Annotated in this window: 16 protein-coding genes and 1 riboswitch; of the genes, 11 read left to right on the forward strand and 5 right to left on the reverse strand. The window is 53.7% G+C overall.

The window, feature by feature from the left end; all coding sequences use genetic code 11:
* The first annotated feature begins 99 nt into the window (after positions 1-99).
* Positions 100-621: a mismatch-specific DNA-glycosylase gene (locus C162_RS08685; protein WP_036693571.1), complete on the forward strand. Its 522-nt coding sequence runs from the start codon at positions 100-102 to the stop codon at positions 619-621.
* Between the two features lie 755 nt (positions 622-1,376).
* On the opposite strand, the gene C162_RS08690 is transcribed toward C162_RS08685, so the two are convergent.
* Positions 1,377-2,336: an MraY family glycosyltransferase gene (locus C162_RS08690; protein ID WP_372238069.1), complete on the reverse strand. Its 960-nt coding sequence runs from the start codon at positions 2,334-2,336 to the stop codon at positions 1,377-1,379.
* A gap of 94 nt (positions 2,337-2,430) precedes the next feature.
* Between C162_RS08690 and C162_RS08695 the strand changes: the two genes are divergently transcribed.
* Both C162_RS08695 and C162_RS34275 read left to right on the forward strand, forming a co-directional pair.
* Positions 2,431-3,120 (forward strand): YjjG family noncanonical pyrimidine nucleotidase, encoded by a 690-nt coding sequence (locus C162_RS08695; protein WP_036693787.1) that lies wholly within the window; start codon positions 2,431-2,433, stop codon positions 3,118-3,120.
* Positions 3,121-3,225: 105 nt separating this feature from the next.
* The gene (locus tag C162_RS34275; RefSeq protein ID WP_051493334.1) at positions 3,226-3,918 is read left to right on the forward strand and encodes a hypothetical protein; all 693 of its coding nucleotides are present in this window, start codon (positions 3,226-3,228) and stop codon (positions 3,916-3,918) included.
* Between the two features lie 123 nt (positions 3,919-4,041).
* Here the strand turns inward: C162_RS34275 and C162_RS08705 are convergent, their stop codons facing one another.
* Positions 4,042-5,025, reverse strand: a complete 984-nt coding sequence (locus C162_RS08705) for a ring-cleaving dioxygenase (protein ID WP_036693573.1) — start codon at positions 5,023-5,025, stop codon at positions 4,042-4,044.
* A 147-nt stretch (positions 5,026-5,172) separates the two neighbouring features.
* Here C162_RS08705 and C162_RS08710 point away from each other — a divergent pair, with 147 nt between their 5' ends.
* The 7 genes from C162_RS08710 (at position 5,173) to C162_RS08740 (ending at position 10,624) form a co-directional block, all read left to right on the forward strand.
* Entirely contained in the window at positions 5,173-6,009 is an 837-nt protein-coding gene (locus C162_RS08710) for an AAC(3) family N-acetyltransferase (protein ID WP_084648866.1), read from the forward strand.
* A gap of 87 nt (positions 6,010-6,096) precedes the next feature.
* A complete protein-coding gene (locus C162_RS08715; RefSeq protein WP_036693574.1) occupies positions 6,097-7,029 on the forward strand; it encodes a manganese-dependent inorganic pyrophosphatase in 933 nt (310 codons plus the stop codon).
* Positions 7,030-7,191: 162 nt separating this feature from the next.
* The gene (locus C162_RS08720; RefSeq protein ID WP_036693576.1) at positions 7,192-7,767 is read left to right on the forward strand and encodes a hypothetical protein; all 576 of its coding nucleotides are present in this window, start codon (positions 7,192-7,194) and stop codon (positions 7,765-7,767) included.
* A gap of 21 nt (positions 7,768-7,788) precedes the next feature.
* Positions 7,789-8,490 carry a pirin family protein gene (locus C162_RS08725; RefSeq protein WP_036693578.1) on the forward strand — a complete coding sequence of 234 codons (702 nt, stop codon included), beginning with the start codon at positions 7,789-7,791 and terminating at the stop codon, positions 8,488-8,490.
* A gap of 36 nt (positions 8,491-8,526) precedes the next feature.
* Entirely contained in the window at positions 8,527-8,856 is a 330-nt protein-coding gene (locus C162_RS08730; protein WP_036693580.1) for a hypothetical protein, read from the forward strand.
* A 182-nt stretch (positions 8,857-9,038) separates the two neighbouring features.
* The gene (locus tag C162_RS08735) at positions 9,039-10,133 is read left to right on the forward strand and encodes a Glu/Leu/Phe/Val family dehydrogenase (RefSeq protein ID WP_036693581.1); all 1,095 of its coding nucleotides are present in this window, start codon (positions 9,039-9,041) and stop codon (positions 10,131-10,133) included.
* 146 nt (positions 10,134-10,279) lie between these two features.
* A complete protein-coding gene (locus C162_RS08740; RefSeq protein WP_036693583.1) occupies positions 10,280-10,624 on the forward strand; it encodes a DUF898 family protein in 345 nt (114 codons plus the stop codon).
* 129 nt (positions 10,625-10,753) lie between these two features.
* On the opposite strand, the gene C162_RS08745 is transcribed toward C162_RS08740, so the two are convergent.
* The 3 genes from C162_RS08745 to C162_RS35295 all read right to left on the reverse strand — a co-directional run bounded on the left by C162_RS08745 (position 10,754) and on the right by C162_RS35295 (position 13,824).
* Entirely contained in the window at positions 10,754-11,473 is a 720-nt protein-coding gene (locus C162_RS08745) for a peptidylprolyl isomerase (protein WP_036693584.1), read from the reverse strand.
* Between the two features lie 208 nt (positions 11,474-11,681).
* The gene (locus C162_RS08750) at positions 11,682-12,995 is read right to left on the reverse strand and encodes a voltage-gated chloride channel family protein (protein ID WP_036693586.1); all 1,314 of its coding nucleotides are present in this window, start codon (positions 12,993-12,995) and stop codon (positions 11,682-11,684) included.
* 72 nt (positions 12,996-13,067) lie between these two features.
* Positions 13,068-13,129, reverse strand: a riboswitch (Fluoride riboswitch).
* Between the two features lie 86 nt (positions 13,130-13,215).
* Positions 13,216-13,824 (reverse strand): hypothetical protein, encoded by a 609-nt coding sequence (locus C162_RS35295; RefSeq protein ID WP_036693588.1) that lies wholly within the window; start codon positions 13,822-13,824, stop codon positions 13,216-13,218.
* A gap of 270 nt (positions 13,825-14,094) precedes the next feature.
* Here C162_RS35295 and C162_RS08760 point away from each other — a divergent pair, with 270 nt between their 5' ends.
* A complete protein-coding gene (locus tag C162_RS08760) occupies positions 14,095-15,990 on the forward strand; it encodes a sensor histidine kinase (RefSeq protein ID WP_036693590.1) in 1,896 nt (631 codons plus the stop codon).
* The last annotated feature ends 117 nt before the right edge of the window (positions 15,991-16,107 follow it).

Below are 16,107 nucleotides of genomic sequence, written 5' to 3' on the forward strand. Positions count from 1 at the left end.
ATGTTCTCTGCTTCTGCTTCAGTTGTACCTGAGTCCGAAGCATGGGTATATTAGATTAGGGTCTGCAAAATAATGCGGCCAGTGTAAGGAGGAACGAACATGGAAGAGGTAAGGGATCATCTGGATCATGGACTGCAGATTGTCTTCATCGGCTTCAATCCCAGCATCCGCTCCGGCGAGCTAGGTCATCATTATGCCAATCCGCGCAATAACTTCTGGCGCATACTGCATAAGTCCGGACTGACGCCGCGGTTATACGAGGCCTCCGAGGACGGGGAACTGCTGAAGCTGGGGTATGGCTTCACCAACATCGTCGCCCGCCCCACCGTAGGCGCTGAAGATATCACCCGGGAGGAGTACGCCAAGGGCCGCGAGCTCCTGCGGGCCAAACTGGAGGAATACCGTCCAGAGATTGCCTGCTTTGTCGGCAAGGGCGTGTACACAGAGTACAGCCGCAGAAGTACAGCCGCCTGGGGCTTCCAGGAAGGAGCCGCTCCCGTGGTGGACGGCGTCAAGGAGTTCGTCGCCCCTTCATCCAGCGGTCTGGTCCGCATGCCGATGCCGGAGATCATCGGAATCTACTCTCAGCTGCGTGACTTCACAGGGGTGCAGGAGCCTTGAAGCCGGGCCCGGGAGGGATCTGGTTCACGAGTAACCGGCCTGAATTTATGCGGAAAACCGAACACAATGCGTAGGCGCGAGCATGAGTGGACCGATGTATGCGAAAAACCGAATATAATATGCTGACGGGCGGAACGTGGACCAAATGCGAAAAACCGAACACAATGCGCAGGTACGAGGGGAAGAGGGCCCAATGTATGCGAAAAACAGCATACATTTGCTAGAGTGCAGGCGTGTGGCCTGAATGTATGCGGAAAACAGCATACATTTGCTGGGGACGGCTCGTGGTCCGAATGTATACAGAAAACCTAACGCATGAGCTGACGCGAGGGCGAAAGGGCGTGTGTAGTGCCGGGTTTGTGGTTTTAAATCGCATCCCGCTTAAACAGCGGTGAGGACGGAACGAATGCGGAAAAGCGATAGCGGTCGCCTTTGTCTCCGGATTTTTACCGATTAAGGAAATAAATAAAATCTGGAGACAACAGCGATTGTAGCGACGTTCCGTTCGCGGAGCGTCCACCCGAGCGCCTGCGTGGATCCTGCTCGAACAAAAAGGCGTCCACCCGAGTGCCCGCGTTGATCCTGCTCAAAAGTAAAAGCCTAAGTAACCATTTCATGTGGAACAACGGTCCGTTCGCGGAGCGTCCACCCAAGCGCCTACGCTGATCCTGCTCAAAAAATCAAAACTAAAAAGGCTGTCCCCGCAGCCATTTCATAACTTGTGGGAACAGCCTTTGACATACATAGTAACTTCATTACGTCTGGATCAGCAGCAGGATAATGGACGACAGGGAGAGGCAGACGCTGGCAAGATAGAGCACGCCGACCACCTGTTTCTGGTTCAGACCGGCCTTGAGCAGACGGTAATGAACCTGAGTGGCGTCCGCCTGATAGATGGCTTGTCCCTTAAGGAAGCGTCTGATAACGACAAAAATATTGTCGAAGATCGGTACGCCCAGCGCGAGAATCGGAATAAACAGCGACAACACCGTGGCCTGCTTGAAGGCACCGTCCAGTGCAATCACCGCCAGAATGAAGCCGAGGAAGGTGGCGCCGGCATCGCCCATGAAGATTTTGGCCGGAGCCTTGTTGAAGCGCAAGTACGCCAGGGTAACCCCAATCAGCGAAACTGCCATGAAGGCTGAAGTAGATTGGCCCATCGTGAGTGCGACGACGAACAGGGTTACTGCCGAGATCGCTGTAAGTCCGCCGGCCAGACCGTCCATGCCGTCAGAGAAATTAATGACCGTAGTGACACCGAAGATCCAGATGATCGTCAGCAGGAACTGCAAAATGAACGGCAGTGAGATATAATCACCTGAGAACGGATTAATGAAGCCGGTGAACGCATTGCCGGAAAAGAACACCAGAACGGCGGCGGCAATCTGTACGATGAATTTGGGCAGAGCCGGGAAATCCTTACCTTTGGTTTTGTACCAGTCATCGATGGTTCCTATAGTCAGCAGAAGCACACCGCCAATGAACAGGGCGAGCGTCTCCAGGGTGAATTCACGTGCGAATAGCAGATATGTAATGAAAAAACCTACGAATATGGCATAGCTTGCCGTTAGCGGGATGGGCTCCCTATGGATTTTGCGTTCAACATCTTCCCTTGGCCTGTCCACGAAATCGAGCCGGAAAGCGAGCTTGGCCAGAGGAGGAATCAGCAGATAAACGATAAAAAATGACACGAGAAAAGCTAAACCGTATAAAATGACAATCACCCCGTTGATTTTTTAAAGGCCTAACTCAGATTATATCGCAGAAGGATGTATGTTGTCGAACTACATAAGCGAGATGGAGGAAATGATGAAATACGAATGTATCTTATTTGATGCCGATGATACACTGTTCGATTATGGAATGGCCGAGAGCCATGCCTTAAGCCATGCCTTCGCCCACTTCGGGCAGAAGACAGGCGCACAGGAGTATGCGGCCAGCTACAAGGAGATTAACCATGCCTTATGGAAGGATTTCGAGCAAGGGAAGATCACCTCTGCCGCCCTGCGCGTAGAACGGTTCAACCGGCTGTTTGCCGCCCGTCAGCTCACGTTCAAGCCGGAGGAATTCAGTGAAGCATACCTGCGCTTTCTCGGCGAGGGTACCTTCCTGATTCAGGGGGCTGCCGAGCTCTGCGGCGAGCTTGCCGGATGCAGGCTGGCTGTGATTACGAACGGAATCAGCGATGTGCAGCATGCCCGGATTAAGGGTTCCCCGCTCAGCGAGGTATTCGAAGCGGTAATTGTATCGGAAGAGACGGGCTACCAGAAGCCGGAGACGGGGATTTTTGATTATGCTTTTGCCAAGCTTAATCTGTCCGATAGACGCAAGGTGCTGATTGTTGGGGACTCTTTGACCTCTGATATCCGGGGCGGGAACAATTACGGCATCGATACATGCTGGTTCAATCCCTTGGGCAAGCCCGGTGATCCTGAGATAGTTCCGACCTATGAAATCCGCAGTCTGGATGAGTTGGTCGAGATCGTGAAGCGCGCGTAAACGGAATATACGGCAGCAGGCAGGTTGAAAGTTTCGCTCCCGTGTTAAATATATAGGGACGCTAAGTTCCTACTTTTTTAACAACAACATACGGGAGAGGATATTATGAAGAAAAAATGGTTGATTGCCGCAGTTGTCACCGGCATGACGGTAACGGGCTCGGCAGGGGTGTATGCGGGCACCAAACTGCAGCAGATTAAGGCTTATCTGAACCATAGCCTGGGTATTGTCGTGGATGGTAACCCGTTTTGGATGAAGGACGGTAATGGCAAAACCCTGACACCGATCACCTACGAAGGTCTCACCTACCTGCCGGTCCAGTCGATCGCTACGGTGCTGAAGGTGCCTATCAATTATGACTCGGTCAACTATAAAGTGAGAATTGGTGCCGGCAGCGCGGATATTCCTGCTCCGACTCCTGCTCCGGGAACCTCTACCGGCGGAGGGAATGCAACTCCTGCTCCAGTAGTGGAGGGAACGGCTAGACCGGTTAATCTGCCTAAGGACTTTCCGATTCCCCAGGATGCCCTGATTGCAATCACGCTGGATACGGATGCTAACGGCCAGAAGAAGGTGGCGTTCACGTATTCAACGCAGGAGACACTGGAGATTATGGGCTTCGTGTACAGTGAATATGCGCGGATTAAAAATCTGGATAATGCTTCGGAGTCTGTATCGGCCAGCAATGTCAAAATTTCGGGCAGACTCGGCGGGACAAGTCCTGTATCCATTACAGGCAAAGCCTCCACGGCCCGGCCCGGCTTCAACCTCTTCACGATCACCTGGTCGGAGAGCTGATCTGAGCTAGTAAGTTAAATTGTTATGCAGGCTTGGCTAACCCAAAAGAAACTCCGGCTTGTAAGTCAGCCGGAGTTTCTTCGTATGCAAACCGCCAGAGCTATTATCACTAGGATGATAACGTTAGACCTGCGGACGGGTATCCAGCGGCTTCAGGTGGGCCTCAATCTGTTCTCGCTTAGATTCCAGGAACGGCGGCAGGGCCAGCGCCTCGCCCAGATGCTCGACTTCCTCATCTGTGGCGAATCCCGGTCCGTCCGTTGCCAGCTCGAACAGAATACCATTCGGCTCCCGGAAGTACAGGGAGCGGAAGTAGAAGCGGTCTACAAAGCCCGAGTTCGGGAGCTGTACGCTGCGGATGCGTTCAATCCACTGCTTCAGCTCCTCTTCGTTATCGACGCGGAAGGCTACATGATGTACACCGCCCCGTCCCAGGCGCTCCTGTGGAAGATCGTTGCGTTCCTCCAGATGGATCTCCGTGCCGGAGCCGCCTTCACCGGTCTCGAACACGATAATATCCGGCTGGCCCGCCACCGGAGAAGGATAACTGCCTGCGCGGCGGAAGCCGAGCAGGTCCTCCAGAATCAGGGCCGTATGCTCAGCGGTCTCGACGGTCAGATGTGCGGGTCCCAGTCCGACAATGGCATACTCGGCAGGAACCGGGCTCTTGGCCCACGGCTTGCCGCCGGGCATGCCCTCGTTATGCTCATCCGAGACGAGGATGAGACGCTGGCCCTCATGGTCGGTGAAGGCCAGCGTCTTGCGGCCGCCGCGTTCGGTGATTTCCTCATGCTCTACGCCCAGTACCGTGAAGCGTTGTGTCCAGAAGAGCAGGGCATCATCGCCGGGAACACGCAGGGAGAGTGCGGAGATGCTGTTGTTGCCATCGCGGTTGCGCCCTGCGTTAGGCAGCTCGAAGAAGGTAAGCTCCGTGCCGGGATTCCCGGTCTCATCCCCGTAGAACAAGTGATAGACAGATACGTCATCCTGGTTGACGGTCTTCTTGATCAAGCGGAGTCCGAGCACTTCTGTATAGAATTTGTAGTTCTCCGGCGCTTTGGCGGTAATGGCAGATACATGGTGAAGTCCTTTTAATGTTAAACTCATGGGAATACCTCCTGAGATTTGAGTTGGTATATAAAAGCTGTAAATTACTTATTAATATTAAGTTACTATAATTTTAATAGTAAATGAGTAATTTTGCAAGGTGTATTTCAAGATCGGTATTTATTATTCAGGAAAGCGGGGTTAATCATGCACACCAGATCAAGTCTGATGAAGCAGCTGGAGAGGATGGGGATCGATCCGCAGGGGACACTGCTGGTCCACTCCTCGCTCAAAAGCATTGGTGAAGTGGAAGGGGGAGCAGATACCGTACTGGATGTTCTCTCAGAATATATGAAGGAGGGGCTACTGGTCCTGCCGACCCATACCTGGTCTTATATCGACGGGCAGAATCCGCGCTTCTCGGTGCTGGAGTCGCCCGTCTGCGTGGGGATTCTGCCGGAGCTGTTCCGTAAGCGGCCGAACGTGATCCGTTCCTGGCATCCCACGCATTCAGTGGCGGCGCTGGGCAGGGATGCAGCGGTGTTCACAACCGGAGATGAGCGCTGGGATACGCCTTGTGCGCGCGGCTCGGTCTATGGCAAGCTGCTGGACCGGGGAGCGGAGATTATGCTGCTCGGTGTGGATCTGCGGAGGAATACGTTCATTCACGGCATTGAAGAGTGGGTGGATATTCCCGGCCGGATGACGGACGGGCATGAGGCGCTCTATACTGTGACGCCGGCAGGGGAGGAGATTGCGGTGCCTTCGCGCAGACACTGCGGATTGTCCTGGTCGCAGCATTTCTGGAAGGTGGAGTCCGTGCTGGAGGACGGCGGAGCGCTGCGCAGGGGCAGCTTCGGCGATGCGGCGGTTATGCTCTGCGGCACAGTAGAGACTACACGTATCCTGAGCGGCATGCTCAGAGAGAACCCGGATCTGTTCTCGGATAACGAGCCGCTCTCCGGGGAGGATGTGCCTGAGGCGCTGCCGAAGACGAAGCGGGGGCAAGCTGTACAGGTAGGACAGGAGCATACCAAGAGTTAATTCCAGCCGGATATTTACGGGTCTCTGGCAGGTCTCTATCAATGTATGGTATATTATTCTCACAAAAACATAGTAAGGAGATTGGAAATGACAAAAACTTTGATCTTTGGTCACAAAAACCCGGATACAGATACGATCTGCTCGGCTATTGCTTATGCGGCACTGAAGAAGGAACTGGGCTGGGATGCCGAGCCGGTCCGTCTTGGAGACATCAGCGGAGAGACACAGTTCGCCCTCGACCACTTCGGGGTAGAAGCACCGCGTTTGGTGGAGAACGTAGCCGCCGAAGCTGAACAAGTGATTCTGGTTGACCATAATGAACGCCAGCAAAGTGCGAATGATATCGATCAGGTTCGTGTGGTTGAGGTTATTGATCATCACCGGATTGCGAACTTCGAGACAGCCTATCCGCTGTATTACCGGGCTGAGCCGGTCGGCTGTACAGCTACCATTCTGAACAAGCTGTACAAAGAGAATGGCGTGGCCATTCCTAAGAACATCGCCGGTCTGATGCTGTCCGCTATCATTTCCGATTCCTTGCTGTTCAAATCGCCGACCTGCACAGAGCAGGATGTGGCAGCTGCGCGTGAGCTTGCGGCTATTGCCGGAGTAGATGCTGAGAGCTATGGCCTGGACATGCTCAAAGCCGGTGCAGACCTGAGCGACAAGAGTATTGCCCAACTGATCTCTTTGGATGCCAAGGAATTCAAGATGGGTGAATATAAGGTGGAGATTGCCCAGGTTAACGCTGTGGATGTGAATGATGTTCTATCCAAGCAGCCGGAGCTGGAAGCGGCACTTACCGCGATTATTGATGACAAGGGACTGGATCTGTTCCTGTTCGTAGTTACCGATATCCTGAACAACGATTCCGTGGGTCTCGCCCTGGGCCGCGTAGCAGAGGCTGTAGAGCAGGCTTACAATGTGAAGCTGGATGATAACAAGGCTGTGCTGAAGGGCGTAGTATCCCGTAAATCACAGATTGTACCGGTTCTTACCGAGACGATCGCCAAGCTGTAATTGCTGCTTCCGGGTGCACCCGGAGCAAGAAGGTTGTCCCGTGACCGGCTGTACCTTTTCCTCAGGAAATTGTGCAGCCGGTTTTATTTTACAATTCACAGCAACTCCTTGACGCCTGAAGGGTATAAACAGCATAGGACATTATATAGGGGGACGGGAATAATGGGGAAGATGCGCAAGCTGGCGATTTCAACAATGTGCCTGATGATGGTCTCGGGAGGAGGCCTGCTGTATGCTGCTGCCGGCAAAACAGATCTCTCATTCTATGTGAATAATATGCTGCTCAAGCAGTCTGCACTATCCTCGGACGGCGGGGTCTATGTGCCTGTGGAACAGCTTTCTGAGAATATGCAGGCGATTGTATCTGTGGACGACTCAGCAGGGACGGTCAAGATCTACAAGCCTAATGTGAACACGGTGCTGCTGGATGAGCAGGGCAAGATTTTTGGCAAAGTCAGAATGGACACCAGCAATACCTTCTCTGCCCTGGTGCAGGTGGATGATCTCAAAACAGATATCTCCGATCTGAAAATTACCATTACAGACCCGGCAGGCAAGACGGATGTTGTGGATAACCAGCCAATAACAGAGAAGAAGGACAGCTTCTGGTTCAAATCGTCAGCGTATAATTATAAGGTTACCGACAAGGGGAACTATATGATTCAGGTGTACTTCAAGGATGCTGCGTCCAAGAAATGGTTCATCGTTTCTGAACTGCAGATATCGACCACTTCATAATAACCACAGGAGGCGGTTCCATTGATTAAAATCTACCCTGCTGCGTCTGCGCACCAGTTCGACTACGGCTGGCTGAAGGGCAGTCATGTCTTCTCCTTCGGGGATTTCTATGATCCGGACAATACGGCCTTTGGGCCGATGCGCGTCTGTAACGATGATACGATCGCTCCGGGCAAAGGCTTCGGCGCCCACCCGCACAGTGACATGGAGATTGTCTCCATTGTACTGTCCGGCGTGCTTCGTCATGAGGACAACCTGGGCAATGTCGCGCAGACGTCCTTCGGCGGCATCCAGCGGATGTCGGCAGGGACCGGCGCGATTCATACGGAGCATAACCCTTCGGACAGTGAGCCGGTCCGCCTGCTTCAGCTATGGTTCATGCCCAAGACCCGGGGGACGGCTCCCTCCTATGCAACCGGACGCTTCGATCCGGCCAAGCTTGAAGGACGCCTGCTTCCGGTAGTAGCGGCCGAAGCGTCGGAGGAGATTGTCGATATAGCCCAGGATATGACGATTTATCTGGGGAAGGCCGAAGCGGGCGGGCAACTGGATTTCCGGCAGGAGCCGGGGCGGCGCGGCTTTGTATATCTGGTTGAAGGACAGCTTACCCTGAACGGGGAGGATGTGCTGAAGCCGGGCGATTCGGCGAGAATCGAGGATACAGCGCAGCTCGAGCTGAAGGCTGATGAGAACATACTGGTCATGGTGATTGATCTGCCGTAATGAGCGGCGGGATACAGACATGAAGGAGGAGCGCGAATGGCAGAACAGGAAAGAGTGCTGGTGAAGCATTCCGTAACCGGGCGCATGCTTGTGAACAGCATGGAGGGAGCCGGGTACACCTTTGATGAGCAGGGCGGGCTAACCTTGATCACCCTGACGAATGTGGCGGCAGATAAGGGCGCTGCGGTGGTGGAGCTGAAGGCGGAGCTTAATGTATTCCGCTTCGAGGAGCCTGCGGACGGGCCGGTCATCAAGCATTGGTACTACGTTGGAGATCAGCCTGTAACCTATGATGCAGACTCCGGGCGCTTAACGATAGCCGTGCAGTCCGAAATCGAATACCGGCCAGATCAATACTGGGCCTAATCCCTTCGCAGACTCCACCCCATGTGCTTACAATAGGCGTGAGGTTCAGGGTCTGCTGCTTCATGTGCTTTTATGAAAATAGATGAAAATGGGACAAATGAACTTGACAATACGTTCCAGAACGACTAGCTTTGTTATGAAACGTAACATGTACATAAGAAAAGACAGGAGAAATGAAGCGGATGGAATTGTTTGCGGCGATGGAGCGGGAGGATTACGAGGAAGTGCTGTTTTGTCAGGATAAGGCATCGGGGCTGAAGGCGATTATTGCGATTCACGACACCACGCTGGGACCTGCGCTGGGCGGAACGAGAATGTGGACCTATGCAACGGAGGAGGAGGCGCTTATCGACGCCCTTCGTTTGGCTAAAGGCATGACGTATAAGAATGCGGTGGCCGGGCTGAATCTGGGCGGCGGTAAGACGGTCATTATCGGTGATCCGCACACAGACAAGAACGAGGCGATGTTCCGCGCCTTCGGCAGATACATACAGGGCTTGAACGGCCGTTACATTACAGCAGAGGATGTAGGCACTACGGAAGAGGATATGGATATTATCCATCAGGAGACCGACTTCGTTACCGGAATATCGGCTTCCTACGGCTCGTCCGGCAACCCCTCACCGGCTACAGCCTTCGGCGTATATCAAGGCATGAAGGCCGCAGCGAAGGCTGCCTTCGGCAGTGATTCCCTGGCAGGCAGAACCGTCGCCGTGCAGGGTGTCGGCAATGTCTCCTTTACACTATGTAAGTATCTGCATGAAGAAGGCGCACGCCTGCTGGTAGCAGATATTCATAGTGAGGCAGTGAACCGGGCCGTCCAGGCTTACGGGGCAACGGCTGTAGACCCGGCCGACATTATTGGGGCAGATTGTGACATCTATGCGCCATGTGCGCTTGGTGCCACCATTAATGATGAGTCGCTGCCGCGGCTTAGAGCCAAGGTGATTGCAGGAGCTGCCAATAATCAGCTCAAGGAGCCGCGTCACGGGGACGCGCTGCACAAGATGGGAATTGTCTACGCTCCGGACTATGTAATTAACGCCGGTGGCGTTATTAATATCGCCGATGAATTGAACGGTTACCACAAGGAACGGGCGTACAAGCAGATAGCCCGAATCTATGACAGCATCACCTGTGTGCTGGAGATTTCCCGCCTTAAGGGGATTCCGGCCTATGCGGCTGCGGATCAGCTGGCAGAAGAACGGATATCCCTGCTGCGCAACAGCCGCAGCACTTTCCTGCGGAACGGACAGCATGCCCTTAGCCGGAGATAAGTCCCCAGTCGGGGCGCCTAATTTCGACTTTATTCTGCTTTTTATCCATTCCTAGTTAGAATTGTGAGAAATGTAGTAGTGCTCACCATGGACAATAAGGAAAATAGAACCAGGAATAATTTTGCATGAATGAAAGGGGAAGACCCATGGGAGCACTGCACATGAATACGGCACCGATGAATTATGGAAGCAGGGAATCTTATTTTGACGGGAAGCTTATTGAGTACATTGGGTGGTGCCTCGCCGGCTGGCTGGTTACGGTCTGTACCTTCGGTATCTGCTATCCTTGGTCAGTAGTAATGCTCTACCGCTGGAAGATCGAGCATACCGTGGTGGAAGGGCAGCGCCTGCGGTTTGACGGTACAGCCGTCAGTCTGTTCGGACAATGGATCAAGTGGTTCCTGCTGACAGTGATTACGCTCGGGATCTACGGCTTCTGGGTGGTTATTAAGCTGGAGCAGTGGAGAACGAAGCACACCCACTTCCAATAAGAGGCAGCATGCTTCAAATATACTTAAGATGCGAAGAAGAGCCATTCTCCGGTTATGGGGGATGGCTCTTCTGTGTGGATTTCGGGATTTTGAAGCAAGACTAGTCTGTGCAGCCAGCTTGCAGGTTGCTTATTGTGCTTTTTGCGGCTCGGGATAAGTAACGCTAAGCGTATCAACGGTGACCTTCTTCATGACCGGCGGCTGATCCGGACGGTCATTCTTGCCACGCGGCAGACTGACGATGGCCTGGACCGTTTCAAGTCCTTCAGTAACCTTGCCGAAGGCGGCGTAATCGCCGTCAAGGCTTGGATAAGCTGCGGCCATAATGAAGAACTGGGAGCCGGCAGAGTCCATATCCTGGCTTCTCGCCATGGATAGTACGCCTTCAGTATGCAGCAGATTATTGGTGAAGCCGTTGTTATTGAATTCTCCGGCAATACTGTAGTCCGGTCCGCCCATTCCTGTGCCATCCGGGTCCCCGCCCTGGATCATGAAGCCTGGAATGACCCGGTGGAAGATGGTTCCGTCATAGAAGCCCTTCTTAATCAATGAAATGAAGTTGTTGACCGTATTGGGGGCAACCTCAGGATACAGCTCGGCCTTAATAACAGCGCCGTTATCCATCTCGATCGTAACCACCGGATGGCTGGCTGTGGCTGAAGGTACGCCTTCTGTAGCAGCGGGGCTCTCCTGCGGTGCTGCGGTGGCCTCACTGCCTGCTCCGGAACTGCTGTTACCATTACCGGCGGCATTATTATTCACTGGCTTATTGCCGCAGCCCGCCAGAATGACGAGCATCATGCACATCACCGCAAGCAGGATGACGGGTTTTCTTGTGATAGACTTCACTTCAGAATCTCTCCTTTTGTCCAAATATAAGAATTTATATGTTGCACACGATAAATTATCCTTCTATTTCTCGCTGAAACGGTACCGTCCTTTAAAAGGACGGCAAAGCCGTTTCCACTTGTTGAATAATCTGGTGCATTCACTTCTGTATCATACCTTCTTTGTCCTGCTTCTGGCAAAGTCTGCTTCTGCGGCCTGCCGGATTCTGCTACTTTGGTGCGGGCTGCTCTTTGGCGGAAGCGAGCGTCGTTCCCTCGGGAACCGGCAGTAAGGCGCTTTTGGAGATGCCGATGAGCTGGGAGCTGTAGATTCCGCTGTGCCCGGAGAACTGATAGCTGATGATGCAGGCGATGAACATATAGACCGCTCCGCCGGAGCCGAACAGCTCGATGCCCATTATGAAGCAGGCAAGCGGTGTGTTGGTTGCTCCGCAGAAGACAGCGATGAAGCCAAGTGAAGCCAGAAAAGGCCCATATAGATGAAGAACTCCGGCCAAGCTGCTCCCCAGGGAAGCTCCGATGGCGAACAGCGGCGTCACTTCGCCGCCCTGGAAGCCGGTCCCCAGAGTGAACGCGGTGAAGATCAGCTTCCATAGAAAAGCGAAGGGCGATACGCCGTTTTCGAAGGAACTACTGATCAGTGGAAGGCCCAGCCCCAGATAGTCCCGGGAACCGGCTATGTAGACCAGGGCGATAATGATCAGCCCGCCGGCGGCGCTTTTGAGCATAGGATTACGGATTATGGCGGTGAAGGTCCGCTTCAGATAATGGGTAAGCTCACTGAACAGCAGGCTGCATAGGCCGAACAAGATGGAGGCGATTATAACCTTGACCAGCACCAGTGCATCCATGCCGGGGAAGACATCTACTTGATAGTGGATATGGTGAACGCCCCACAAGCGGGAGGCTACCAGATCACCGGTGAAGCTGGCGGCAAAACAGGGCAGCAGTGCCTTATGGCTGATCAGCCCGATGGCGATCACCTCGAGGCCGAACACCGTTCCGGCCAGCGGGGTGCCGAAGATGGAGCCGAAGCCGCCGCTGATGCCGCACATCAGCAGGATTCGGCGGTCTAGCGGACCGATTCTGAGCCAGCGGCCGAGTGCTTCTGCCAGACTGCCGCCCATCTGCACTGCCGTGCCTTCACGTCCGGCCGAGCCGCCGAAGAGATGGGTAATCAGCGTCCCGCCAAGGACCAGCGGGGCCATGCGCAGCGGAATCGCTTCGTTGCCCTGGCGGATCTGCTCCAGAATCAGGTTATTCCCCTTGCTGCTGCTCTTGCCGTAACGCATATACATTCCGCTGACGAGCGCGCCTCCTGCCGGAAGCAGGAAGAGCAGCCAGGCATGCTCCAGCCTTACCTGGGTGACCGCGTTCAGACTGGCCAGGAACAAGGCCGAGGCACTTCCTGCCAGCAGCCCGACCATTCCCCCCAGAATCACCCATTTCACGAATGTACTCCAGAGCGCAAGCTGGCTCTGGCGCGCTGCAAGCTCTGCCCACCGTTCATACTTCCTCTTCATTATGGCTAATGCCCCCCGACCCGAAATAAATACTAACCTGAAATCAAAACAGACTCCTACCAGCGTAGTTAACCACTGGTAGGAGTCATTAGCCCCGAAGGGCGGTTATGGCGAACTCCATCGCCGCAATTGAATGAAACTATCGTAAGCCGATTATCTCCAAAAGTCAATATGAACCTGGACTGTGTGTGAACGCTCCGGCAGGAACGCTTAGCCGTATCTATGCGTCACCGTTCGAGCCATTCAGCACATCGGTACCGGGCATGGCATCAGGGTCCGGGGAGACCGGGTCAACGCTGCTTCCGGGAACCAGCTCATCTGCATCCGGGACATCCTCCAGCGGAGCGGATTCCTCCGCTTCTCCTGTCACCTCTTCCTCCGAATCCGAATAATCAATCACGCTGCCGGTTAATCCGGCTGCGCCAGCCGTGTATATAGCATCCGACTCCAGCAGCTCATCCCGCTGCGGACCGGCTGTGGCAGAAGCAGGAGCGGGGCGGTCTGCACGCGGCCCAAGCCCGGCGTCCGGTACATTCAGGCCGATGTCGGCTGCTAGAATAGGATCGCTCTCAAGCGCCGGATCCGAGCCGTCATCCACTACACCGTCGAAATCGATCGGTGTGAAGTGAGCAGGGTCATGACTGGCCAGTGCAGATTCCAACGGGCGGTTCCCGGCGCCAACGGTTTCCTCACTGGGGCTTTGCTCAGTAATCGTGCCAAGCGGACGCAATTCTTCCAGCGGAATATCCTGCTCCGGGGAGACACCGCCCATTTTGGTATAGCGCTCATATGCAAAGTCGGCTTCCGTCTTATTGAATTCATTACCCATCGTCAATCAGCTCCCTTATCCCTTGATGTAAGTTTTCTTCATCTTTATAGTACAACTATACCCGTTTAAGCAGCGGCGAATCTGTCCGGCATCCAGGCTGGCCATCTGATTAATATATTCATTTCTCCGGCAGAATAACCGGAATAGATGAATTAACCGAGCCGTTTCGAGGTTATTTGCAGTCTGAAGGCAGGTATAGTGCAAACGTTGTCGAAAATAAGAATCATATGGACTACATAAATACAACTAACGATTCACTGAGGTGCCACAATGAAGTTAGCATCAACCAAAACAGCCGCAGTCTTCATTATGCTGCTGCTTGTAATAACCATCATTCCAGCGGGAATCGCCATAGAATGGGGCGGACATACAGAAGCGGAAATTCCATCCTGGGAGCTGAAGTGGGAAACGGCTGGGAATAGCGGTATAGAAGCTGCAACGGCAGGGCCGGCCGCCGAATGGACGCGGGTACGGGCCAGGGAGGCCAGGCCCCTTCCGCCATCTGGTACCCCTTCCGCTTGGATGCGGCTTACCTTGCCCCCTACTGGAGCAACTTCCGCTATTCTGATCGATAGAGTATTTGGCGACAACCTGAAAGCATATATAGACAACCGGCTAATCTACGATTCCAGCGGGGATGTGGAATATAGCGGCAACAAGGTGCTGATTCCGATCCCGGCGCTAGACAGTGCGAAGCCGCTCTATCTGTGGAATGCGGGAAGCGGGGAGTTTGGAATCGAGGGGGATGTAAGGGTCGGCAGCTATAATCAGCTGCTGTCCTTTTATGTGAAGCAGGATCTGGTGGACGTTGTGCTCGGAGCCGCCATGATCTTCATGGCTGGAGCGTTGCTGATCTGCCTGCTGTTCCTTAAGCCTGAATTTTTCTACAGCGGTTTCTTTCTGGCCCTGGTCATCCTGTCCTTTGGAGTGCTGCTGCTGACATACTCTCCGTTTCTGACGCTGATTTTAAGCCGGGGGGATCGTCTGAGACAGATCAGCTTCGATTTGGCCCTGTTTACCATTATGCCGGCGTTCACGCTTTATTTTGAACAGTTATTCGGACCGGGCAAGCGGGGCTTCACTACCCGTGTGCGTAAATTTCAACTGGCATATTCCCTGATCTGTACCGCAGCGCTTATTCTGAATGCCGCACTTTCCTTCCGGCTGGACGCGCTGTATGCCGTTCTGACTATTAACGCAACCGGTGTACTAATGATTGCCCAGTTTGTCTACCTGCTGTATCTGGCGTTTTCTTATGCCCGCAGGGGCAATTCAGATGCCATCCTTTTCACTGCCGGCTTCTCCGTATTTGCCTTGGTCTCCGTGGCGGAGCTGCTGCGTTACTTCCTTTCAATGGAGAGATATCATCTGTACTGGTGGAAATGGGGCATGGTGGTATTCATTCTTTCCCTGATTGCTATTCTGGGGAAACGGTTTGCGGGAAGCCATGAGAAGGCGCTGGAATACGCCAGGGAGCTGGAGAAATTCAATAATGAGCTGCAGCGTTCGGAGAAAATGGAGATTATCAGTGAGCTTGCCGCCTCGGTGGCCCATGAGGTGCGTAATCCGCTCCAGGTCACGCGCGGGTTCCTGCAGATTCTGGGGGAGCGCTCCGGCAATAAGGAGAAGGAGTATCTGAAGATGGCTGTGGGGGAGCTGGACCGGGCCTCGGTGATCATTACCGATTTCCTGACCTTTGCGAAGCCGGGCTTGGATATCGTGGATGTATTCGAAGTCTCGGGGGAGCTGAGGCATGTGTCGGGAATCCTGTTGCCGCTGGCTAATTTGCAGGGCGGCTCGATAGATCTGCGTCTGCAGCAGGAGCTTCAAGTGATGGGCAGTCCGGCCAAGTTCAAGCAGGCATTTATTAATCTGATCAAGAACAGCATTGAATCACTGCAGGAGGAGGGGCAGATTGTCGTAACGGCCTGGAGAACAGGCAACTGGGTAATCATCAGCGTGAAGGATAACGGCGAGGGGATGAAGGTCAGCGAGCTGGCCCGGCTGGGAGAACCGTATTACTCCAATAAGACCAAGGGCACGGGGCTTGGCCTCATGGTCACCTTCCGTATTATTGAAGCGATGAACGGCACGATTAAGTTCAACAGCCGCAAGGGCGAAGGGACCGAGGTGCTTATTAAATTGCCGGCCTCCACCAGGAATTAGTAAAAATTTTGGTTTATTCCGTTTTTTTTGAAGGAATGGGCAGAGTATGGGGCGAAATAGTAACACTACAGAACTTTGCTTCTAAAACTATCCTCTGAGGTGCTTGCATGTCTTTGA

It is taken from the genome of Paenibacillus sp. FSL R7-269 (assembly GCF_000517865.1).
Lineage (GTDB): Bacteria > Bacillota > Bacilli > Paenibacillales > Paenibacillaceae > Paenibacillus_AQ.

Coding starts and splice junctions, on each gene's coding strand:
- C162_RS08715 (WP_036693574.1), top strand. CDS start 6,097: ATGACAAAAACTTTGATCTTTGGTCACAAAAACCCGGATACAGATACG.
- C162_RS08740 (WP_036693583.1), top strand. CDS start 10,280: ATGGGAGCACTGCACATGAATACGGCACCGATGAATTATGGAAGCAGG.
- C162_RS08705 (WP_036693573.1), bottom strand. CDS start 5,025: ATGAGTTTAACATTAAAAGGACTTCACCATGTATCTGCCATTACCGCC.
- C162_RS08730 (WP_036693580.1), top strand. CDS start 8,527: ATGGCAGAACAGGAAAGAGTGCTGGTGAAGCATTCCGTAACCGGGCGC.
- C162_RS08685 (WP_036693571.1), top strand. CDS start 100: ATGGAAGAGGTAAGGGATCATCTGGATCATGGACTGCAGATTGTCTTC.
- C162_RS35295 (WP_036693588.1), bottom strand. CDS start 13,824: ATGGGTAATGAATTCAATAAGACGGAAGCCGACTTTGCATATGAGCGC.
- C162_RS08760 (WP_036693590.1), top strand. CDS start 14,095: ATGAAGTTAGCATCAACCAAAACAGCCGCAGTCTTCATTATGCTGCTG.
- C162_RS34275 (WP_051493334.1), top strand. CDS start 3,226: ATGAAGAAAAAATGGTTGATTGCCGCAGTTGTCACCGGCATGACGGTA.
- C162_RS08750 (WP_036693586.1), bottom strand. CDS start 12,995: ATGAAGAGGAAGTATGAACGGTGGGCAGAGCTTGCAGCGCGCCAGAGC.
- C162_RS08710 (WP_084648866.1), top strand. CDS start 5,173: ATGCACACCAGATCAAGTCTGATGAAGCAGCTGGAGAGGATGGGGATC.
- C162_RS08695 (WP_036693787.1), top strand. CDS start 2,431: ATGAAATACGAATGTATCTTATTTGATGCCGATGATACACTGTTCGAT.
- C162_RS08735 (WP_036693581.1), top strand. CDS start 9,039: ATGGAATTGTTTGCGGCGATGGAGCGGGAGGATTACGAGGAAGTGCTG.
- C162_RS08720 (WP_036693576.1), top strand. CDS start 7,192: ATGGGGAAGATGCGCAAGCTGGCGATTTCAACAATGTGCCTGATGATG.